Below are 20,671 nucleotides of genomic sequence, written 5' to 3'. Positions count from 1 at the left end.
GCCTGCCCGGCCTCCTCCTGCAGCAGGGGCAGACGAGCGGCCCGGCGCAGCGCCTCGGCCGCCTCGCCGGCCGCGCTGGCCGGCGGCAAATGCACCCCATCCCACCGCCACAGCGCCCCTTCGGCGGTCACGAGACGCTGACCGGCGGACAGAGACGGCCAGAGGCGGGCGGCCTCGGCAGGATCGCGAACCAGACCGGCATGGGCCAGCCGCCGCGCCACCTCCGGCGGGCCGCTCACCAGATCGGCCAGCGGTTGCACACCGGACGGCCAGGCGGGGGCGGGCAGATCGGGAAGACGATGCCATCCCCCGCCATCCGGCCCTGCTGCCGGGCCCAGCCCGAACCCATCGCCCAGCGCGGCGACCGCCGCCCCCTCGAGCCCCGCGGGCACCTGCAGGGCAGCCCCGATCCCCTCGCGCGGGCCATCCGCCTCCACCGCACGGGCGAGGGCGCGGCACTCGGCCTCGAGACCGGCGGCCACCGCCTGCGCCTCTGCTGCGGCATTACGGGCTGCCGAATCGGCCTCGCGCAGGATCGGCAAGGCGGACTCCGCCTCCGCCAGGGCGGTTTCGGCCGCAGCCCGGCCCGCCTCGGCCTCGGCCGCGGCCTGTGCCGCTGCAGCCCGCTGTCGCCGCGCCCGTTCGATCACCGCCTCGGCCTCGGCCCGTGCGGAGGCAGCCCGTGCGGCCTCTCCCCCGGCGCGGTCGCGCATGCGCTGCGCGTCCTGCACGCGGGCGCGGGCCGCTGCGACCTCGGCACCGGCCCGTGCTGCCGCCTCGGCCAGACGCAGATGCCCGGCCTCGGCCGCTTCGGCGGCCTGCTCGGCGGCGGTGGCCTCGCGCAGGGCCGCGGCGATCCGCTCCTCCTCGCCCTCGCCGGCACGATCGATCTGCCTCATCTCGGCAGCCAGCCGTTCGAGCTGGGCTTCGGCATCCCGGTCGAGCGCGGCTTCGCGCGCCTCGTCGCGCGCGATCTCCTCGAGCATGGCACGCGCCTCTGCTGCACGGGCCCCGGCGGCCCGCATGGCCGCCGACAGGGCCTCGGCCTCGGCCCGTAATCCCGCCAGGGCCTCTCCCGTGCCGGCGGCACGGGCGCGCAGGGGGGGCAGGGCCGCCTCGGCCTCCTCGCGCGCGGCAGCCGCCCGCGCAGCTGCCTCCTCGGCGCGCTGTGCCAGCCCTTCGCGCAGGCGCGCCTCGCCCTCGGCCGAGCGGGCGCTCTCCTCGGCGGCAGCCCAGAGACGCCACAGCAGGGCCCCTTCGGCCTCGCGCAGCTCGGCCGACAGCTCGCGCCAGCGCCGTGCAGCCCGTGCCTGCCGTTCGAGACCGCGCAACCGCTCTTCCAGCCCCTCGCGCAATTCGGCAAGCCGGGCCAGATTGGCCTCTGCCGCGGCCAGGCGCTGGGCGGCCTCGGCCCGCCGGACCTGAAGTCCGGCGACCCCTGCGGCCTCCTCGATCACGCGGCGCCGCGCGGCGGGCCGGGCCGCGATCAGCTCGCCGATCTGACCCTGCCGCACGAGCGAGGGGGACTGGGCCCCGGAGGCGGCATCGGCGAACATCGCCTGGATATCGCGCAGGCGGGCCTCGCGCCCGTTCAGGCGGAAACTCGATCCGCCGTCCCGCGCGATGCGCCGGACGAGTTCCGTCTCCGTCCCGTCCCGTTCGAAGGTCAGGGCGACCTCGGCCCGTGTCCGGGGCGGCCGGCTCCGCGTGCCGGCGAAGATCACGTCGGCCATCCCCTCGCCGCGCATCTGCGAGGGGCGCGTCTCTCCCATGACCCAGCGCAGGGCCTCGAGCAGGTTCGACTTGCCGCAGCCGTTCGGCCCGACGATTCCCGTCAGTCCCGGCTCGATCCGCAGCTCCGTCGGATCGGCGAAACTCTTGAAGCCGTGGAGCCGCAGGCGCGTGAGACGCATCAGCGATAGAGATAGTCGCGGGTGATCGGCACCGCGTCCACCTTCCGGGCGAGCTGGAGCTGGAACACCGCCAGCCGCCCGTGGCGGAAGCTCTGCTCCGAGGCGACGAGGTAGAATTTCCACATCCGCACGAAGCGCTCGTCCAGGAGACGGGCCACCTCCTCCCGATGGGCCATGAAGCGGTCGTGCCACTGGCGCAGGGTCAAGGCGTAATGCAGGCGCCAGACCTCCAGATCGGCGAGCCAGAGGCCGGACCGCTCCACCGGCGGGGCGAGTTCGGACAGCGTCGGGATATAGCCGCCGGGGAAGATGTATCGGGCGATCCAGGGATTGGTGGCACCGGGCCGGCCGGTATGGCCGATCGTGTGGATCAGGGCCACGCCGTCCGGCGTCAGCCGGTCGCGCACGGTGCGGAAATAGGTCCCGAAATTGGGCAGGCCCACATGTTCGAACATGCCGACCGAGACGATGCGGTCGAAGGTCTCGGTCACGTCGCGATAGTCCTGAAGGCGGAACTCGACCTGCCCGGTCAGGCCGGCCTCGGCCGCACGGGCCTGCGCCACGGTCAGCTGCTCGCGCGAGAGGGTGATACCGGTGACGCGCGCGCCGAACTCCTGCGCGAGCGTCAGCGCCATCCCCCCCCAGCCGCAGCCGATGTCGAGGACCCGCATCCCCGGCTCGATCATCAGCTTGCGGGCGATGTGGCGCTTCTTGTCGAGCTGGGCCTGTTCGAGCGTGGCGACCGGATCGCGCCAGTAGGCGCAGGAATACTGGCGGTCCGCATCGAGGAACATCGCATAGACCGCCGGAGAGATGTCGTAGTGATGCGCCACGTTGCGGCGCGAGGCGGCACGGCGGTTGATCTGGTCCAGATGGCGCAGCGCCGTGGCCACGGAGCGGCGCGCCGCAAGCCAGACGGGGTTGCCGTCCCAGGCGGTGTTGCGCACCAGCACCTCCAGCAGACCGTGGAGATCGTCGCCCTCCACGGTCAGGCCTTCGTCCATGTAGGCCTCTCCCAGGGCCAACTCCGGGTTGAGCACCAGCCGCTTCACGGTCGCTTCGTCGCGCAGGCGCACCACCGTCGCAGGGGCCGCGGGATCACCATAGCGCCTTGTCCGTCCATCCGGCATCGTCACCACGAGCGCGCCCTGGCGCAACAGCCTGCGCAGCATCGCGTCGAGCAGTCCGACCCACATTGTCCCGGCTTTCTCTGTCATTTTTCCGTGACCCCATTCAGAACCGCGATGCGGCCCTGTCAACGCCGAGGGCGTCGCTTCGTGGCGTCCTGTGCCGGCGGGGCCGCTCGCGTCGCCCGGCGCATGCCGGCGGTCGTCTTCCGGCTTGACGCCCCGGCCTGCGCCCGCGCAGAACGGGGTCGCATGGTTCCCGTGGCCGTCCGGAAGGCGGCCGGGGATCAAAAGGGAATGCGGAAGGGGCCGACCCACTCCGGGGGCCCCCGCCCGCAGCCGCCCCCGCGACTGTCAGCGGCGAGCGGCCGGCCCTCAGGCCACTGGGATCTGACCCCGGGAAGGCGGCCGGTTGCAGCGACCCGCGAGCCAGGAGACCTGCCATGCATGGACATAGCCAACGCCGTCGGGTGTGACGGCCAGGGAGACGACCGATGCATATCGAACCGGGACTCGTGAACGGCGCCAAGATGGCACTGGGTGCCGTGACGGCAGCGGGGGCCGCGACCGCTGCGCTCAAGGCCTCATGGGATGATCTGAATGCCCGCGGCCTGCTCTCGCTGCTGGCGCGCAGCGCGATGGCCACCGCGGCCACCCTCGTGATGTTCGAGGTGCTGCCCCATCACCCGGTCGGCATTTCCGAAGTGCATCTGATCCTCGGATCCTCGCTGTTCCTCATCCTCGGCCTCGCGCCGGCGGCGATCGGGCTGGCGACGGGCCTCCTGCTCCAGGGCCTGCTGTTCGCCCCCTTCGATCTGCCGCAATACGGGATGAACGTCACGACCCTCCTTGCCCCGCTCTTCGGGCTGGCCTGGCTGGCCCGGCGGATCGTCGCGCCCGGCACGGCCTATGTGGATCTGTCCTATGCACAGGTCCTGAAGATGTCCTTCGCCTATCAGGGCGGGGTGGTCGCATGGGTGGCCTTCTGGGCCTTCTGGGGTCAGGGCGCGGCGATGCTGCCCGGCGCCCTTGCCTTCGGCGCGGCCTATCTGATTGTCGTGCTGATCGAGCCGGTCGTGGACCTCGCCCTGCTCTGGGGCGCCCGGCGCCTGCGCGGGCTCGAGGGGTCCGCCCTCGTCGCCGACCGCCTGCACCGCGCCGCCTGAACCCCATCATCCCTCATCGGGCCTGTGGCGGTCCCCTGCCGGGGGCCGTCATGCCCATTGGAGCACCCCATGCCCAAGATTCCTGCCACCGTCGTCACCGGCTTTCTCGGCTCGGGCAAGACGACGATGATCCGCCACCTGCTCGAGAACGCGAAGGGGCGCCGTATCGCCCTCATCATCAACGAATTCGGCGATCTCGGCGTGGATGGGGATCTCCTGCGCGGCTGCGGCGATGCCCTCTGCCGCGAAGAGGACATGATCGAACTGTCCAACGGCTGCATCTGCTGCACCGTGGCCGACGACTTCCTCCCCGCCATGGAACGGCTCCTCGACCGGGCCGATCCGCCCGATCACATCGTCATCGAGACCTCGGGCCTCGCGCTGCCCCAGCCGCTCCTGCGCGCCTTCGCCTGGCCGGGCGTGGCGACCCGCGTCACCGTGGATGGCGTCGTGACGGTCGTGGACGGCAAGGCACTGGCCGAGGGGCGCTTCGCCGAGGACGAGGCCGCAGTCGCCCGCGCGCGCGCGGGCCTCGAAGGCGACCACGACTCGCCGCTGCAGGAGCTGTTCGAGGACCAGCTCGCCTGCGCCGATCTCATCGTCCTCAACAAGGCCGATCTGCTGACCACTGGGGAGGCCGAAACGCTCGCCCGGCGGCTGTGCGGACAGGCCCGCCCCGGCGTGCGCGCCCTGCCGGCCACGCGCGGCACGCTGCCGCCCGAGGTGCTGCTGGGCATCGGCGCCGCGGCCGAGACGGAAGACCGCCGTGCCCCTCACCACGATGCCGAGGACGAGGATCATGATCACGACGAATTCGAAAGTTTCGTCGTCGATCTGCCCGAGGAGACGGATCCCCGCGCGCTTCAGGCGCGCATCGGACAGGCCATCGCCGCACATGGCATCCTGCGGCTCAAGGGGTTCGCCGCCATCGCCGGCAAGCCGCTGCGCCTGGCCGTGCAGGCCGCAGGACCGCGGGTGGAGACCTATTACGACCGCCCCTGGGGCGACATGCCGCGCCGCACGCGCCTTGTCGTCATCGGCGAGGCGGGGCTCGATCGCACGGCCATCGAGGCGGCACTGCGCCCATGATCCCGATCCGCCGGGCCGACCCCCGCTCTCCGGAGGGGCGCGCGCTGATCGGCGCCTCGCAGGCCTATCTGGCCTCGCTCTACCCCCCCCGACGCACAATAACTACCTCTCTGTCGAGGAGCTTGCCGCGCCCCACATTGCCTTCTGGATCGCCGGCGCGGCGGGCGAGGCCCTCGGCTGTGTCGCCCTCGCCCGCTCGGATGGCTATGGCGAGGTCAAGTCGCTCTGGGTCGAGCCTGCGGCCCGCGGCCGCGGCCTGGGCGAGGCGTTGATGGCCGCTCTCGAGACCGAGGCCCGGGCGCAGGGTCTGCCCTGGCTCCGGCTCGAGACCGGCGACACGCTCGAGGCCGCCCACCGCCTCTATGCGCGATGCGGCTTTGCGATCTGCGGCCCCTTCGGAACCTACCGCGAGGGGCCGCATTCCGTGTTCATGGAGAAGCGCCTGTGACGGGCCGCGCAGGCAGCCCCCCCGCGGGGACCCCCTCCCCGTCGGTTCCGTCCGGGCTGCCCGCCCGCAAGGGTCCGGGCCGATGCATCTGATCGCCGCCCAGCCCGGCGCGCTCGATGACGGGGCACAGCCCGTCGATCCCGGCCAGACCCCCGCCGATCTCGTGCTGCTGTCGGCGGCCGACAGCGAACTGGCGCTGCTTTCCGCCGCGCGCGAGGCACTGGGGGACGAGGCGCCCTCGCTCCGGCTCTGGAGCCTGAAGAACCTCGCCCATCCCCTCTCGGTCGATCTCCATCTCGAGGCCTGCGCCACGCGCTCGCGCCTTGTCGTTGCACGCATCCTGGGCGGCGAGGCCTACTGGCGGCACGGCCTCGCCCAGTATTCCGCGCGCCTGCACGAGGCGGGCGTGCCCTTCGTCCCCCTGCCCGGCGACGACAAACCCGACGAGGGGCTGCGCGCCCTCTCGACCGTGCCGCAGGCCGATCACGATGCGCTCTGGGCCTTTCTCGTCGAAGGCGGGCTCGACAATGCCATCGGCTTCCTGCGCCACGCCCGGGCCATGATCGAAGGGGGAGAGCGTCCGCCGCCCGCGCGTCCCCTTCTGCGTGCCGGGCCCTGGTGGCCGGGCGTGGAAGGGGCGACGCTTGCGACGATCCGCACGCATTGGCACCCCGGCGCGCCGGTCGTGCCCGTTCTGTTCTACCGCGCGCTCGTCCAGTCCGGTCAGACCGCGCCCATCGCCCATCTGACACGCGCCCTCCTGCGGCGGGGGCTCAATCCGCTGCCCGTCTTCGTCGCCTCGCTGAAGGATCCCCTCTCGGGCGAGACGCTGCGCAACCTGCTGCGCGAAGCCCCCCCGGCCGTCATCCTCAACACCACGGCCTTCGCCGCCGGGGATGACGATCCCCTGCGCGCACCCGAGGCCGCCTGTGCCCCCGTCCTGCAGGCCGTCCTGGCCGCCTCGACCGAGGCGCAATGGGCCGAAGGCACGCGCGGCCTCGCCGCCACGGACATCGCCATGAACGTGGCCCTGCCCGAACTCGACGGGCGCATCCTGTCGCGCGCCGTAGCCTTCAAGGCCGAGGCGCATTTCGACGCCGCCACCCAGTGCCCCATCGTCACCTCGCTGCCGCGCACGGACCGCATCGGCTTTGCGGCCGATCTCGCGGGCGCCTGGGCGCGCCTCCGCGCCACCCCCGCGGCCGAACGCCGGGTCGCCCTGATCCTGGCCAACTATCCGGACCGCGACGGGCGGCTGGCCAATGGCGTGGGCCTCGACACCCCGGCCTCGACGGTAGAGGCGCTGCGCCTGATGGCAGGGGCGGGCTACCGCGTGGAGGATGTCCCGGCCGATGCCGCAGCCCTCATGGCCCGGCTGTTATCGGGTCCCACCAATGCCGATCCGCACCGCCCGGGGGGCGAGCGCCTGCCTCTGGCGGCCTACCGGCGCTGGTTCGATGCCCTCCCTTGGGAGGCGAAGTCGCCGATTCTCGACCGCTGGGGCCCGCCCGAAGCCGACCCGGCCGTGGCCGAGGGGGCCTTTGCCCTGGCCATCCACCGCCTTGGCCATGTCTGCGTGGCGATCCAGCCCGCCCGGGGCTACGGGATCGACCCCAAGGCCACCTATCATGCCCCCGATCTCGTGCCGCCCCATACCTATCTGGCCACCTATCTGTGGCTGCGCGAAGTCTTCGGCGCGCAGGCCGTGGTCCATATGGGCAAGCACGGCAATCTCGAATGGCTGCCGGGCAAGGGCGTGGCGCTCTCTGCGACCTGCTGGCCCGAGATCGCGCTCGGCCCCCTGCCCCACATCTATCCTTTCATCGTCAACGATCCCGGCGAGGGCACCCAGGCCAAGCGCCGCGCCCAGGCCGTCATCATCGACCATCTGACACCGCCCCTGACGCGCGCCGAGACCTACGGACCCCTGCGCGATCTCGAGGTGCTGCTCGACGAGCTGTCCGCCGCGCAGGCCACCGACCCCCGCCGTGCCACCCATCTGCGGCGCGAGATCGTCACCCTGGCCGAAAGCACCGGCATCGCCGCCGATGCCGGCCTCGCGGACGGGCTGGACCTGCAGAAGCTCGATGCCTGGCTCTGCGACCTCAAGGAGGCGCAGATCCGCGACGGGCTCCACATCTTCGGCCGCTCGCCCGAAGGCGCGCAGGCCCGCGATCTGGTCATCGCCCTCGCCCGGGTGCCGCGCGGCGAAAGGCCCTCGCTGCTGCGCGCGATGGCGGCCGATCTGGGGCTGCCCTTCGATCCCCTGGCCGCCGCGATGGCCGCCCCCTGGAGCGGCCCCCGCCCCGCGCTGCTAGCCGCCCTCACCGACGATCCCTGGCGCACCGAAGGCGACACGGTCGAGCGGCTCGAACGTCTTGCCATCGCGCTGCTCGACGGCCATGCCGCCCCGCCCGGCCCCGCCTCGGCCGAGGTGCTGGAGGAGATCGCGACGACTCTCCGCCCCCTTGTCGCCGCCTGTGGCCCCGCCGAGGGCGAGGCTTTCCTCAGGGCGCTCGATGGCCGGGCAATCGCCCCCGGCCCCTCCGGCGCCCCCACGCGCGGGCGGCCCGACGTCCTGCCCACGGGGCGCAACTTCTATTCGGTGGACGCCCGCGCGCTGCCCACCCGCGCCGCCTGGACGCTGGGCCGCGCCTCGGCCGAGCTCCTGGTCGAGCGCCACATGCAGGAGCAGGGCGACTGGCCCCGCGCCCTGCTGCTCACGGCTTGGGGCACCTCCTGCATGCGCACGGGGGGGGACGACATCGCCCAGGGCCTCGCGCTCATGGGCGTGCGGCCCGTGTGGGAGGCGATGTCGGGCCGCGTCACGGGGATCGAGGTGATCCCTCTCTCCCAGCTCGGCCGGCCGCGCGTGGATGTCACGCTGCGCATCTCCGGCTTCTTCCGCGACGCCTTTCCGCAGCTTGTCGCCCTCTTCGACAGCGCGGCCCGCGCCATCCAGGCCCTCGACGAACCCGCCGACATGAACGCCGCCGCCCGCAGCCCCGGCCCCCGCGTCTACGGGTCGAAACCCGGCGCCTATGGGGCCGGCCTGCAGGCCCTGATCGACGAGAGGATCTGGAACAGCCGCGCCGATCTGGGACGCGCCTATCTGGACTGGGGCGGCTATGCCTATACCGCCCATGCCGAAGGCCGCCCCGACCGGGACGGCTTTGCCGAACGGCTGCGCCGGGCCGACGCCGTCGTCCAGAACCAGGACAACCGCGAGCATGACCTGCTCGATTCGGACGACTACTACCAGTTCGAGGGAGGGGCGGCGGCGGCCATCGAATGGCTGCGGGGCGAACCCGTCCCGGTCTGGCATGGCGACCATTCCCGGCCCGAACGACCCGTCATCCGCTCTCTGGCCGAAGAAGTCGCCCGCGTCATGCGCGCGCGCGTGCTCAATCCCAAATGGATCGCCGGCGTCATGCGCCATGGCTACAAGGGCGCCTTCGAGATCGCCGCCACGGTGGACTATCTGTTTGCCTTCGCCGCCACGACCGATGCCGTGAAGGGCCATCACTTCGACGCCCTGGAGGCGGCGATCCTGGGGGATGACGCCGTCCGGAACTTCATCGCCACCCACAACCCCCCCGCCCTGCGCGAGATCGCCGACCGCCTGGCCGAGGCCATCGCGCGCGGCCTGTGGACGCCGCGCTCCAACTCGGCCCGTGACCGCATCGCCGCCCTGCAGGAGAGCAGCCGATGATCGCCCTCCGCCATTCCACCATGGAGGGTCGGCCGACCATGCCCTCCCCGAGGGGAGAGGATCCCGCCCGCGCCGCGGGCCTCGCCGATGTCGCGCCGTTCCATGCCGCCTTCGCCTTCCGGATCCGGATCGCCCATGCCTGAGCCTGTCCTGCGCCGCCTGTCCCCCTCGGATCCGGATCTGCCAGCGGCCTTCGCCTTGATCCGTCGGGCCTTTGCCGACATCGCCCCCTTCATCGATCCGCCGTCCTCGGTCGAACGCATGACGGTGGAGGATCTGCGCGCCGGTGCCGCCGCGGGCGAGCTCTGGGCCATCGGCGCCCCGCCGCTTGCCTGCGCGCTGCTGACACCGAAGGGGGATGCGCTCTATCTCGGCCGGCTGGCCGTGGCGCCCGAGGCTCGACGTCAGGGCCTGGCCCGCGCGCTGCTGCGCCAGGCCTGCGTCCGCGCCCGCGCCCGGGGCCTTGCCCGCGTCACGCTCGGCTGCCGGGTGGAGCTGACGGGCAATCACGCGCTCTTCCGTTCCGAAGGGTTCCATGAGACCCATCGGGAAACCCATCCCGGCTATGCCCGCCCCACCTCTGTCTGGTTCGAGAAGCGCATGACCGACCCCATCGAGGATGACGCCGCCGCCCGCCATGCCGAAAAGATGGCCAAGAAGAAGGCCGCGCGCGACCGCATCATGGCCACCAAGACCGAGGAACGGGGCCTGATCATCGTCCATACGGGCAAGGGCAAGGGCAAGTCGTCCGCCGCCTTCGGCATGATCTTCCGCTGCATCGCCCATGGGATGCCCTGCGCCGTCGTGCAGTTCATCAAGGGGGCCCGCGCGGCGGGCGAGCGCGACCTCATCCAGCGCCATTTCGCCGATCTCTGCGAATTTCACAGCATGGGCGAGGGCTTCACCTGGGAGACGCAGGACCGCGACCGCGACATCGCCGCCGCCACCGCGGCCTGGGACAAGGCCAAGACACTCATCCGCGATCCCCGCCACCGCATGGTCCTGCTCGACGAGATCAACATCGCCCTGCGCTATGGCTATCTCGATCTCGAGGCCGTGCTGACCTTCCTGCGCGAGGAGAAACCCCCTGCCACCCATGTCGTCCTGACCGGCCGCAATGCCCATGAGCGCCTGATCGAGATGGCCGACCTCGCCACCGAGATGGAGCTGCTCAAGCACCCCTTCCGCTCGGGCGTGAAGGCGCAGCCGGGGGTGGAGTTCTGATCAGCCCGATCCGATCCCCGGCGAGGGGGGCGAAAGAGCATCGAGCAGGTCGTAGTGCTGACGGGCCTGCTCGCAGAGCGCATCGAACAGCGGCTGCATCTGCGCATAGCGATCGACCCAGGCAGGATCGGGCCGGATCTCGCGGGCATGGCGGACCATCCGGGCCGCCGCCTCGGCCGGATCGCGCGCCGCCCCGGTGGCGACGGCGGCCAGGATCGCACAGCCCACGAGCCCGCATTCGGCCTCTTCGGGAATCAGGATGGGGCGGTTGTAGATGGCCGCCTTGATCCGCAGCCAGAGATCGGCCTTGGCCCCCCCACCCGAGGCGATGAGCACCTCCGGGCGCAGGCCGGTGGCCGCCTCCATCACGGCCAGATGCCGGTTGACCGCAAAGCCCACGCCCTCGAGCACCGCGCGATGCATCTGCGGCAGGCCGTGCCGGGCGGTCAGACCGAAGAACTGCGCCCGCGAGTTGCGATGCGCCCCCAGTCTTTCGCCCATCAGATAGGGAAGGAACAGCAGCGCCTCCGATCCCGGCTCCACCCCCTCGGCCATGGCGAGGATGTCGGCATAGCTCAGGGCCCGGTCATGGAAGACACGCCGGGCCCATCGGGCGGCATCCCCCCCCGCCTCGAGCAGCACGAATCCGCCCCAATGGCCTTCGGGCGTGCCGACATTGCAGATCTCGGGGTGCAGGATCGGCCGTTCCGCGACCAGGGTGACGATGCAGGAGGTTCCCGCCACCTCCGAGGCGAGACCCGGCCGGCAGACGCCGGAGCCCAGGAGCGCCACCGGATAGTCGGCCCCGCCCACCACCACCGGCGTGCCTGCGGCCAGACCGGTCTCGGCCGCCGCCGCCGCCGTGACGGCCCCGAGGATCTCCGCAGGCCTGCGGATGGCGGGCATCCGCCCGGCATCGAGCCCGAGCGCGGCAAAGATCCCGGGGCTCCAGTCCCCGGTCGCCGGATCGATCAGGAAGGAACAGGCCGCATCGGTCCAGTCGATCGCCCGTTCGCCGGTCAGGCGCAGATTGACATAGTCCTTGGGCATCAGAACGGTGGCGGTGCGGGACCAGGCCTCGGGGGTCATGGTCGCGCAGCCATTGCAGCTTGAAGGCCGGCCAGGCGGGGTGGGCGGATTGGCCGTCCGCGGCAGCCAGGCCGTCACATCCTCGCGCGCCTCGAAGGCGCGGACATGGCCGAGCGTCCGCTTGTCGTTCCACAGCGGCACCGTCGCGCGCGTCGGCCGGCCATCGGCATCCACCAGCACCGTGCCATGCATCTGGCCGCAGGCGGCGACCGCCTCGATGTGCATCCCCTCTTCTGCCGCCCAGGCGGCAATGGCCGAGAGGGCGGAACGGGCGGCCTGCCACCAGTCCTCTTCCGGGCGCTGCTCGGACCAGCCATGGGCCGGCACGATCTGGTCGTATTCCCGCGCCTCGATCCGCAGGATGCGCCCCTCCGGCGACAGGGCGGCGGCCCGGGTCGATCCGGTGCCGATATCGAGCGCCACGACGCAGTGCGTCATTCGTCCCTCCCTCCTCCGAACGGCCGCGCGGCCCGCCGGACGGGCATGGCCGCCCGGATCCCGATCATGCAGGCAGGCCGGAGCCATCCGCCAGCCCTGCCGGGCGGCCGGATGGCGAGGCCGCGGATGGCGGATCCTGTGGCTGCGCCCGCCCCCGCATGCCCGTCAAGGAGCATGAATACATGATCATGTGAGCCTGATACAGGAATACTGTCGATACCGCCAGAATTTCAGCATGTTCTGACAATTTTCCGTTAGACATGAAGATGAAACATGATAATCTTGTAGTGTTGATACAAAATTGTCAAAGAACTCCCGTGACGCCACCCGAACCCATGTCCCTTGCCGTCGATCCGGAGCGTGGCCGGCTCCTTGGCGCGGAGCAGCGCTATGCCAAGAGCTTCGGCGATCTTGCAGGGCTCTATGCCGATCGGACGGCCTTCGAAGCCCTCCTGGCCAGCCGGCGGGACGAGATCGCCTATGAGGTCACAGCCTATGTCCCCGGCGACCGCGTCAACGACCTGATTGTCGGCGTCACGCGCATGGTGCCGGGCCGGGTCGGGCGGGAGTTCTTCATGACCCGCGGCCATATCCATGCACGGGCCGACCGGCCGGAGATCTATCACGGCCAGTCCGGCCACGGCCTGATGCTGATGGAAAGCCCCGCCGGCGAGATCCGCATCGCCAAGATCGGACCCGGCAGCCTCTGCTATGTGCCGCCCTTCTGGATCCACCGATCGGTCAATATCGGCGATACGGATCTGGTGATGCTCTTCGCCTATCCGGCCGATTCGGGGCAGGACTACGGCATCATCGAACGCTCCGGCGGCATGCGTGTGCGCATCATGGCGGATGGACGCGGCGGATGGACGCAGGAGCCGAACCCGCACTGGCGCCCCCGCAGCGCCGCGGAGATCGCCCGGATCCATGCCGGGCCGGAGGCCGCAGCATGATCGGGACTCCCGCGCATGGGGCCGGAACGGACCGGCCGGTTCCGCCCGTCCGGACCGGGAACCGCATCGGGGAGGGCTGCGGATGACCTGGCAGCCCTGCACCCGACCGACGCTGCACTTCATCGGCGTCTCGACCGCGCAAAGCTCCATCATGCGCGTCTTTCCCGCCTGGGCGCGGCATCTCGGCCTGGGGGATGCCGGAATCCACGGCATCGACTTTCCCCTGCATGCCGATCCGGCCGCCTATCGCGAGGCCGTGACCTTCATCCGCAACGATCCGCTCTCGCTCGGGGCGCTGGTGACGACGCACAAGATCGACCTCTTCGCCGCCTGCCGGGACCTGTTCGACGAGATCGATTCCTTCGCGGCCCTGATGCAGGAGGTGAGCTGCCTGTCCAAACGCGACGGCCGCCTGATCGCCCAGGCCAAGGATCCGCTCACCGCGGGTCTGGCCGTGGATGGCCTGCTGGGATCGGGCTACTGGGCGCGCAGCGGGGGGGCCGAAGCCTTCGTGATCGGCGCCGGGGGGTCGGCCATCGCGCTGACCTGGCATCTGATGCGGCCCGAACGCGCCCCGGACCGGCCGGCCCGCCTTGTCGTCTCGGACCGCTCCGAAGCCCGGCTGAAGGAGATCCGGCACATCCATGCCCGGATCGGAAGCCCCCTGCCGGTGGACTATCACCTTGTCACCGATCCGGCGGACAACGATGCCCTGCTGGCCGGGCTGCGCCCCGGATCGCTGGTCGTCAATGCGACGGGGCTGGGCAAGGACGCACCCGGATCGCCCCTGACCGACCGCGCGTCCTTTCCCGAAGGGGCCATCGCCTGGGATCTCAACTACCGCGGCGATCTGATCTTCCTCGACCAGGCCAGGGCGCAGGCCGCCTCGCGCGGCGTGACGGCCCATGACGGCTGGACCTATTTCATCCATGGCTGGACCCAGGTGATCGCCGAGGTCTTTGCCATTCCCATCGACCCGGGGGCCGAAAGCCTTGCCGCCCTCACCGCCATCGCCCGGCGCGCGGCAGGGGGCGGGGCATGACGCGCATCCTCGTGACCCCACGCTCGCTGACCGCGGCCCCCCCGCCCGAGCTCGATCCGCTCCGCCAGGCGGGGTTCGAGCTCGTCTTCGGCCCCGCCGGACGCCTGCCGGACGCAGAGGATCTGCGCCGTCTGCTGCCTGGCTGCACGGGCTGGCTCGCGGGGGTGGAGCCGGTGCCCCCTGCGCTGCTCGATGCCGCGCCCTCCCTGCGGATCATCGCCCGCAACGGCAGCGGCACGGACAACCTTCCCCTCGAGGCCTGCGCGCGCCGGGGCATCCGCGTGACGCGCGCCGCCGGGGCCAATGCCCCGGGGGTCGCCGAACTGACCGTGGCGCTCATGCTGGCGGCCTGCCGCCATCTGCCCGAGACGGTCGCCGGCCTGCGCGCCGGCGGCTGGCCACGCCTGCCGGGGCGCGAGATCGCCGGCAGCCGCGTGGCCATCATCGGCATGGGCGCCATCGGGCGGCGTGTCGCGCGGATCCTGGCCGCCATGGACGCCCGGCTGCTGGCCCATGATCCGCTCGAACCGCCCCCCGGCCCCGGGGATCCGTCCGTCGCCTATGTCCCGCTGGACGAGGCGCTGAGCCGGGCCGGGATCCTCACCCTGCATTGCCCGATGACGGCGGATGGGAAACCGCTGCTCGATGCCCGCCGGATCGCACGGCTCCCGGAAGGATGCATCCTCGTCAACACCGCCCGGGCGGGGCTGGTGGAGGAGGCCGCCCTGCTCCGCGCGCTCGATGCCGGGCATGTTGCGGCCTATGCCACCGATGTCTTCGCCGAGGAGCCCCCGTGCGACCGCTCGCTGGCTGCGCATCCACGGGTGATCGGCACAAGCCATGTCGGCGCGCTGACCGATGGCAGCGTCCGCCGTGCCACGCAGGAGGCGGTGGCCCAGCTTCTGGCCGCGCTCGCCCCGTCCGGCGGGACGATCCTGACGGCCGCCCCCCCGCAAGCGGCTTTCCTTCGGCCCGGATGGCGCAGGAAGGGCCGGACAATCCGCGCCGGATCGGCGGATCACCCGCGGATCCGGACCAGATCGGGGGGGGACGACATGGCGCCGGACGATACGGAGATCCCGAGCAGCCGGAACATCCTCGAAGTGATCCGGACCATGCAGCCCCATCTGCGCAAGTCCGACCGGAAGGTCGCCAGGGTGGTTCTGGAACAGCCCCAGCGCATCCTCAATGCCACCGTGGCAGAGACGGCCCGGATCGCCGAGGTCAGCCAGCCGACCGTGATCCGCTTCTGCGTCGCCATCGGCTGCGAGGGGTTCCAGGATCTCAAGATCCGTCTGGCCCAGAGCCTCGCGCTCGGCACGCCGGCCACGCATTCGGCGATCAGCGACGACGACAGCCCCGAGGCGGTGGCGTCCAAGATCTTCGACTATACGCTGACCTCGCTCGACTGGGCGCGTCATGCGCTCGACATGGGGCAGATGAATGCGGCGGTCGATCTGATCCTGAATGCCACCCATGTGGAATTCTTCGGCTTCGGCGCCTCGGCGATCGTCGCGCAGGATCTTCAGCAGAAATTTCCCCTCTTCGGGATCCCCTGCAATGCGACGATGGACAGCCATCAGCAGCTGATGGCCGCCTCGATGATGAAGCCCGGCGCCGTGGCGGTGGCGATCTCGAACACCGGCCAGACCCTGTCGATCATCGAACTGGCCCGGCTGGCCCGCGAACAGGGGGCAAAGGTCATCGCGATGACCGGTTCGGTCGAGACGCCGCTCTTCGATTATGCCGATGTCGTCATCAAGATCGAGACGCTCGACAACACGGAGCTGTTCACGCCGACGACCTCGCGCATTGCGGCGCTGGTGGCGGGGGACATCCTCTCGACGCTGGTCGCCCGCCGTCTGGGCGCGGCGCATATCCAGCGCCTCGTGCGGATGAAGCGCTATCTGAGCCAGATGCGCAAGAACACCCTGTTCTGAAGCCGTCAGCGGCCGGGAAGGAGGGGCATGCCCGCGGCGTCCGGCTCCTGCCGGGGGTGCAGGGTCTCGCCCGGCCGGGGCCGCAGGATCGCAGGCCGGTCCGTGACCGCCGCCAGCCTGTCGATGGCCGCCGGCTCGCAGGTATTGAAGGCGAACAGACCGAAGTGATGCGGCACGAGGACGGCCGCACCGGCCTTCTGCGCCAGGGCGACGGCCTCCTCCAGTGTGAAGTTGCCGGGAATGCCTGCCTCCCGCCGGGCTGCATCGCGGCCGTTGACGGGCAGCAGCACGATTCCGGGCGACAGATCGCACAGCAGTCCCTCCAGCCCCGCGAAGGGCACGCAGTCGCCGGAATGATAGAGGATCGTGTCCGCGAAGCCGACGGCATAGCCCAGGAACAGGTGCCGGCCCTGCGCATCGGTATCGCGCGTCTCATGGGCGGCGGGCAGGACGGTCAGACGCAACCCCGGCAACGGCTCGATCCGCTCGCCCGCATCCACGAGGACGAGCCGTGCCCCGGCCCCGATCCGCTCCCGCGCGATCGCCTCGCAGGCGGCCGGCACCACGAAGGGCAGATCGGGACAGCGCGCCGCCAGGGGGCCGAGCGTGTCGGGATCCATGTGATCGGTATGGGCATGGGTGACGAGCACGAGATCGGGCCGCGGCAGGGCCTCGGGGGTGATGGGCGGAGGCATCATCCGCCGGTGGTCATGCCGCCGTCCGGCATATTTGCGGGCCAGGCTGTCGGACAGATAGGGGTCGATCAGGAGGCGGTGATGCCCCGTGTCGATCCAGAATCCGGCCTGCCCGAGCCAGGTCAGCCCGGCGCGGCCCGGACTGTCCCAGGCGGCTGCCTGCCTGCGTGCGAGGATCATCCTGCCCCCCCTGCTGCCCTGTCGGCCCGGGCTCGCCTTCGGCCCGGGATCGATCGTCTGCACCGGCCCTTCATGTAGTCAGACTACTCACATGTCAGGCAAAAGTGGAAAATTCCGCCACCATATGTCGCTTTTCATGAGAGAATCCCGAGAAATTCTTGAGGTCTCTTGGGAATCCCTGCTGGCGATGATGGATTTCATGTAGTCAGGCTACATTTTCTGCTTGCCTGAGGCAAGAACTGCCGTCATCCTGTCTGCAACCGACGGATCCGGGGGGGGGAGAGGATGGAGACGTCGCCGGGGCGTTCGGACGGCATCAAGCATCTGTTCATCTGGCCGGCCTTCCTGGTCGTGCTGGCGGTCTCGCTCTTTCCGCTGATCTATGCCCTGACGGTCAGCTTCCAGACGGTGCGGATCGTGCCGCCGACGCCGCCGCGTTTCGTGGGCCTGGACAACTATGTGCAGATCGCCTCCTCGGCGCGCTTCTGGGGGGCGATCTGGACGACGGCGCTGATCACCTTCGTCTCGGTGGCCTTCCAGTATGTCCTGGGTTTCCTGCTGGCGCTGGCGCTGCATCAGAACCTGCCCGGCACGGCGCTCTACCGCATCGTCTTCCTGCTGCCGATGTTCCTGGCGCCGGTCGGTGTGGCGCTGATCGCGCGGATGATCTTTCACCCCTATCTCGGTCCGGTGAATGATGCGCTGGGGGCGATGGGCTTTGCCTTCGTGCCCTTCCTGACCGAGAAATGGCCGGCCCTGATGGTGCTGGCCGTGATCGACATCTGGCAGTGGACGCCCTTCGTGACGCTACTGATGCTGGCCGGCCTCCAGGGTCTGCCGCAGGAGGTGTTCGAGGCCGCGCGCGTCGACGATATCGGCCCGTGGCGGCGGTTCTGGGGGATCACCTTCCCGATGCTGCTGCCCTTGTCGGTGGCGGTGGTGTTCATCCGCCTGATCGAGGGGTTCAAGATCATCGACACGGTCTTCGTGCTGACCGGCGGCGGCCCCGGCACCGCGACCGAGACGCTCACCCTCTTCGCCTACAACGAGGGGTTCAAGAAGTTCAATCTGGGCCTCACCTCGGCCCTCTCCTTCCTCTTTCTCTTCGTGGTGATCGTCTTCGGCACGCTCTATCTGGCGCTGGCGAACCGCATCGTGCGGAGGGTCGCATGACCGAGAATCGCGGCCTCCGCCTGGCCGGTCTGGCCTTCTGCCTGATCTGGCTGTTCGTTGCGGCCTTTCCGCTCTACTGGGTGGTGATCACGGCCTTCAAGCCGCCGCTGGCGGTCTCGCAGGGGCCGACCTATCTGCCCTTCGTCGATTTCGAGCCGACGCTCCAGGCCTTCCGGGATGCCTTTGCGGGACTGCGGGGGGATTTCCGGGCACCGGTGGTCAGCTCGATCCTCATCTCGCTGACCGCCACGGCCCTGTCGGTGTTTCTCGGCACGATGGCGGCCTATGCGCTGGTGCGGTTCCGCTTCCGGGTGCGGCTTCTGGCAGGGGTCGCCTTCGCGGTCGCCGCGATCGGAGGCTTCATCCTGCTCGATGTCTTCACGGCACTGCGCCCGCCCCATGCCCTGCTGATCGTCCTGGTCCTGGCGCTGGCCCTATCGGTCTGGCTCAACCGCCTGCCCCTGCCCGGCCCGGTCCTGGGCAATGACGACGTGACCTTCTGGTTCGTCTCGCAGCGCATCTTCCCGCCGATCGTCTCGGCCTTCGCGATCTACCTGCTCTATGCCCGAGATCGGCCGCCTCGGCCTGCCGCTGCTCGACAGCTTCACCGGCATGGTCCTGGTCTACACGGCCTTCGGCCTGCCCTTCGCCGTCTGGCTGATGCGCGACTTCCTCTCGACCGTCCCGCTCGAGGTCGAGGAGGCCGCCCTCGTGGACGATATCGGGCGGATGCGCATCTTCTTCCAGATCGTGCTGCCGATGGCCCGGCCCGGCCTGATCGCAACCTCGATGATCGTGCTGGCCTTCGTCTGGAACGAATTCCTGTTCGCGCTGCTGCTGACCACCGGAAAATGGCAGACCCTGCCGATCCTCATCGCCGGCCAGAATTCGAGCCGCGGCGACGAATGGTGGGCCATCTCGGTGGCGGCGCTGATCGCCATCCTGCCGATGGTGGTGGTGGCGACGATCCTGGGCCGGATGATGCGCTCCGGCCTGCTGTCCGGCTCGATCAAGTGATCCGACAAGGGAGGAGATCATGAGAAGACTTCTGCTGAGCGCGGCGCTGCTGCCTCTGGGCGGCATGGCCGCCGCCCAGTGCTCGCCCGACTATTCGGGCGTGACGCTGAATGTGTCCACCCAGAACGGCCCGGCCATCGCCTCGGCGCTGGCCGCCGCGGCCGAGGTCTGGGAAGCCCGCACCTGCGGCCAGGTGAACGTCATCGAGTTCCCCTTCGGCGAGCTCTATCCCAAGTTCCTCACCGCCATGTCCCAGCAGACGGGCGATTTCGATGTCATCGGCTTCGTGCCCGCCTGGCTGCCGGACTTCGCGCCCTTCCTGTCCACCATGCCCGCCGCGATGCAGGAGGGCCTCGACTGGGAGGATATCCACCCGACCTACCGCGAGCGCCTGATGGTCTGGGATGGCGAGGTGAAGTCCGCCACCATGGACGGCGACATGCACATGCTCAACCTGCGGGCCGATCTGCTCGAGGACCCCGAGGAGCAGGCCGCCTTCGAGGCGCGCTACGGCTATCCGCTCGCCCCGCCGCGGACCTGGGCCGAATATCGCGACCAGGCCGAATTCTTCACCCGGCCCGAAGAAGGACTGTACGGCACGGCCGAGGCCTATCGCCGCGGCGGCCAGCAGTTCTGGTATTTCTTCAGCCACGCCGCCAGCTACACCAATCATCCGGACAATCCCGGCTCCATGTTCTTCGATCCCGAGACGATGGATGCCCAGATCAACAATCCGGGCTGGCTGCGCGCGCTCGAGGAATACAAGGACCTGCTCCAGTTCAACCCGCCCGGCGCGCTCAACAACGGATCGGGCGATGTGCGCCCGCTCTATGCCGGCGGCACGGTGGCGATGAATGTGGACTGGGCCGATTCGGGCGTGCTGCGCGCGACCGAGGGCGGCGAGGCCGCCGAAGGCACCGTCCGCACCGCCATGCTGCCCGGATCGACCGAGATCTGGAACCATGTCACCGGTCAGTGGGACAGCTTCCCCGAGGTGGTGCATTCGCCCTTCCTCGCCTTCGGCGGCTGGCAGCTCGGCGTGCCCGCCGACAGCCGTAACCAGGAGGCAGCCTGGGATTTCGTCGCCACGGTGATCAGCCCCGAGGTTTCGGGCAAGGCCATCGTGACGGCGAATTCGGGGGTCAACCCCTACCGCTTCAGCCATTACGACAATCTGGAGGCCTGGTCCTCCATCTTCACCGAGGAAGAGGCCGCCTCCTATCTGGGGGCCCAGCGCGCCTCGCTCGATGCGCCCAATGTGGCGCTCGACCTGCGTCTGCCGGGCTTCTTCTCCTATACCGAGGTGCTGGAGATCGAACTGTCCAAGGCCCTCGCCGGCGAGGTGGAGCCGCAGCAGGCCCTCGACACGATCGCGGCGGAATGGAACCGTCTGACCGACGAATTCGGTCGCGAAAGCCAGCTTGCCGCCTATCGGGCCTCGGTCGGGCTGCCGCCGCTCGAATGA

At 70.3% G+C, this 20,671-nt stretch carries 16 protein-coding genes, 1 pseudogene and 1 riboswitch; of the genes and pseudogenes, 13 read left to right on the top strand and 4 right to left on the bottom strand.

The annotated features are described in order from the left end of the window. The coding region (locus RUTHE_RS12250) for an AAA family ATPase (RefSeq protein WP_021098749.1) at positions 1–1,913 on the bottom strand (1,913 nt) is incomplete at its 3' end. Then, positions 1,913–3,109 carry an SAM-dependent methyltransferase gene (locus RUTHE_RS12245; RefSeq protein ID WP_021098748.1) on the bottom strand — a complete coding sequence of 399 codons (1,197 nt, stop codon included), beginning with the start codon at positions 3,107–3,109 and terminating at the stop codon, positions 1,913–1,915. The genes RUTHE_RS12245 and RUTHE_RS12250, both read right to left, overlap by 1 nt. 167 nt (positions 3,110–3,276) lie before the next feature. Continuing rightward, positions 3,277–3,500: riboswitch (cobalamin riboswitch) on the top strand. Positions 3,501–3,534: 34 nt separating this feature from the next. On the opposite strand from RUTHE_RS12245, the gene RUTHE_RS12240 reads away from it, so the two are divergent. From RUTHE_RS12240 to cobO, 7 genes and pseudogenes are all read left to right on the top strand, one after another. Then, positions 3,535–4,206: an energy-coupling factor ABC transporter permease gene (locus tag RUTHE_RS12240; protein WP_021098747.1), complete on the top strand. Its 672-nt coding sequence runs from the start codon at positions 3,535–3,537 to the stop codon at positions 4,204–4,206. Between the two features lie 69 nt (positions 4,207–4,275). Beyond that, the gene (cobW, locus tag RUTHE_RS12235; RefSeq protein WP_021098746.1) at positions 4,276–5,295 is read left to right on the top strand and encodes a cobalamin biosynthesis protein CobW; all 1,020 of its coding nucleotides are present in this window, start codon (positions 4,276–4,278) and stop codon (positions 5,293–5,295) included. Beyond that, positions 5,234–5,743, top strand: a complete 510-nt coding sequence (locus RUTHE_RS12230) for a GNAT family N-acetyltransferase (protein ID WP_342662246.1) — start codon at positions 5,234–5,236, stop codon at positions 5,741–5,743. The genes cobW and RUTHE_RS12230 overlap by 62 nt, the downstream gene beginning before the upstream one ends. Positions 5,744–5,825: 82 nt before the next feature. Further along, entirely contained in the window at positions 5,826–9,455 is a 3,630-nt protein-coding gene (cobN, locus tag RUTHE_RS12225; protein WP_021098744.1) for a cobaltochelatase subunit CobN, read from the top strand. Beyond that, on the top strand, positions 9,452–9,598 hold the full coding sequence (locus RUTHE_RS16690) for a hypothetical protein (protein WP_021098743.1): 147 nt from the start codon (positions 9,452–9,454) through the stop codon (positions 9,596–9,598). Before cobN ends, RUTHE_RS16690 begins: the two co-directional genes overlap by 4 nt. Continuing rightward, positions 9,543–9,983: pseudogene (locus RUTHE_RS18400) on the top strand (GNAT family N-acetyltransferase); the annotation flags it as partial. The gene RUTHE_RS16690 and the pseudogene RUTHE_RS18400, both read left to right, overlap by 56 nt. Before the next feature lie 72 nt (positions 9,984–10,055). Beyond that, a complete protein-coding gene (gene cobO / locus RUTHE_RS17075; RefSeq protein WP_040645868.1) occupies positions 10,056–10,679 on the top strand; it encodes a cob(I)yrinic acid a,c-diamide adenosyltransferase in 624 nt (207 codons plus the stop codon). On the opposite strand, the gene RUTHE_RS12215 is transcribed toward cobO, so the two are convergent. After that, on the bottom strand, positions 10,680–12,206 hold the full coding sequence (locus RUTHE_RS12215; protein WP_021098741.1) for a xylulokinase: 1,527 nt from the start codon (positions 12,204–12,206) through the stop codon (positions 10,680–10,682). It lies immediately after the preceding gene. Positions 12,207–12,541: 335 nt separating this feature from the next. On the opposite strand from RUTHE_RS12215, the gene RUTHE_RS12205 reads away from it, so the two are divergent. The 3 genes from RUTHE_RS12205 to RUTHE_RS17070 all read left to right on the top strand — a co-directional run bounded on the left by RUTHE_RS12205 (position 12,542) and on the right by RUTHE_RS17070 (position 16,141). Continuing rightward, positions 12,542–13,159: a glucose-6-phosphate isomerase gene (locus RUTHE_RS12205; protein ID WP_021098740.1), complete on the top strand. Its 618-nt coding sequence runs from the start codon at positions 12,542–12,544 to the stop codon at positions 13,157–13,159. 82 nt (positions 13,160–13,241) lie between these two features. Beyond that, positions 13,242–14,201: a shikimate dehydrogenase family protein gene (locus RUTHE_RS12200; protein ID WP_021098738.1), complete on the top strand. Its 960-nt coding sequence runs from the start codon at positions 13,242–13,244 to the stop codon at positions 14,199–14,201. Next, on the top strand, positions 14,198–16,141 hold the full coding sequence (locus RUTHE_RS17070; RefSeq protein ID WP_021098737.1) for an NAD(P)-dependent oxidoreductase: 1,944 nt from the start codon (positions 14,198–14,200) through the stop codon (positions 16,139–16,141). Before RUTHE_RS12200 ends, RUTHE_RS17070 begins: the two co-directional genes overlap by 4 nt. 5 nt (positions 16,142–16,146) lie before the next feature. Here the strand turns inward: RUTHE_RS17070 and RUTHE_RS12185 are convergent, their stop codons facing one another. After that, entirely contained in the window at positions 16,147–17,016 is an 870-nt protein-coding gene (locus tag RUTHE_RS12185) for an MBL fold metallo-hydrolase (RefSeq protein ID WP_021098736.1), read from the bottom strand. A 285-nt stretch (positions 17,017–17,301) separates the two neighbouring features. On the opposite strand from RUTHE_RS12185, the gene RUTHE_RS12180 reads away from it, so the two are divergent. The 3 genes from RUTHE_RS12180 to RUTHE_RS12170 all read left to right on the top strand — a co-directional run bounded on the left by RUTHE_RS12180 (position 17,302) and on the right by RUTHE_RS12170 (position 20,671). Next, positions 17,302–18,189: a carbohydrate ABC transporter permease gene (locus RUTHE_RS12180; protein WP_021098735.1), complete on the top strand. Its 888-nt coding sequence runs from the start codon at positions 17,302–17,304 to the stop codon at positions 18,187–18,189. Positions 18,190–18,750: 561 nt separating this feature from the next. Continuing rightward, entirely contained in the window at positions 18,751–19,206 is a 456-nt protein-coding gene (locus tag RUTHE_RS17065) for a carbohydrate ABC transporter permease (protein WP_021098734.1), read from the top strand. A 19-nt stretch (positions 19,207–19,225) separates the two neighbouring features. Beyond that, positions 19,226–20,671, top strand: a complete 1,446-nt coding sequence (locus RUTHE_RS12170) for an extracellular solute-binding protein (protein WP_021098733.1) — start codon at positions 19,226–19,228, stop codon at positions 20,669–20,671.

Origin of the sequence: Rubellimicrobium thermophilum DSM 16684, assembly GCF_000442315.1 — a bacterium.
Classification (GTDB): Bacteria; Pseudomonadota; Alphaproteobacteria; order Rhodobacterales; family Rhodobacteraceae; genus Rubellimicrobium; species Rubellimicrobium thermophilum.
Note: the sequence above shows the minus strand (reverse complement) of the source record. Positions and strands in the feature narration are given on the sequence as shown.

Coding starts and splice junctions, on each gene's coding strand:
- RUTHE_RS12245 (WP_021098748.1), bottom strand. CDS start 3,109: ATGTGGGTCGGACTGCTCGACGCGATGCTGCGCAGGCTGTTGCGCCAG.
- RUTHE_RS12240 (WP_021098747.1), top strand. CDS start 3,535: ATGCATATCGAACCGGGACTCGTGAACGGCGCCAAGATGGCACTGGGT.
- cobW (WP_021098746.1), top strand. CDS start 4,276: ATGCCCAAGATTCCTGCCACCGTCGTCACCGGCTTTCTCGGCTCGGGC.
- cobN (WP_021098744.1), top strand. CDS start 5,826: ATGCATCTGATCGCCGCCCAGCCCGGCGCGCTCGATGACGGGGCACAG.
- RUTHE_RS16690 (WP_021098743.1), top strand. CDS start 9,452: ATGATCGCCCTCCGCCATTCCACCATGGAGGGTCGGCCGACCATGCCC.
- cobO (WP_040645868.1), top strand. CDS start 10,056: ATGACCGACCCCATCGAGGATGACGCCGCCGCCCGCCATGCCGAAAAG.
- RUTHE_RS12215 (WP_021098741.1), bottom strand. CDS start 12,206: ATGACGCACTGCGTCGTGGCGCTCGATATCGGCACCGGATCGACCCGG.
- RUTHE_RS12205 (WP_021098740.1), top strand. CDS start 12,542: ATGTCCCTTGCCGTCGATCCGGAGCGTGGCCGGCTCCTTGGCGCGGAG.
- RUTHE_RS12200 (WP_021098738.1), top strand. CDS start 13,242: ATGACCTGGCAGCCCTGCACCCGACCGACGCTGCACTTCATCGGCGTC.
- RUTHE_RS17070 (WP_021098737.1), top strand. CDS start 14,198: ATGACGCGCATCCTCGTGACCCCACGCTCGCTGACCGCGGCCCCCCCG.
- RUTHE_RS12185 (WP_021098736.1), bottom strand. CDS start 17,016: ATGATCCTCGCACGCAGGCAGGCAGCCGCCTGGGACAGTCCGGGCCGC.
- RUTHE_RS12180 (WP_021098735.1), top strand. CDS start 17,302: ATGGAGACGTCGCCGGGGCGTTCGGACGGCATCAAGCATCTGTTCATC.
- RUTHE_RS17065 (WP_021098734.1), top strand. CDS start 18,751: ATGCCCGAGATCGGCCGCCTCGGCCTGCCGCTGCTCGACAGCTTCACC.
- RUTHE_RS12170 (WP_021098733.1), top strand. CDS start 19,226: ATGAGAAGACTTCTGCTGAGCGCGGCGCTGCTGCCTCTGGGCGGCATG.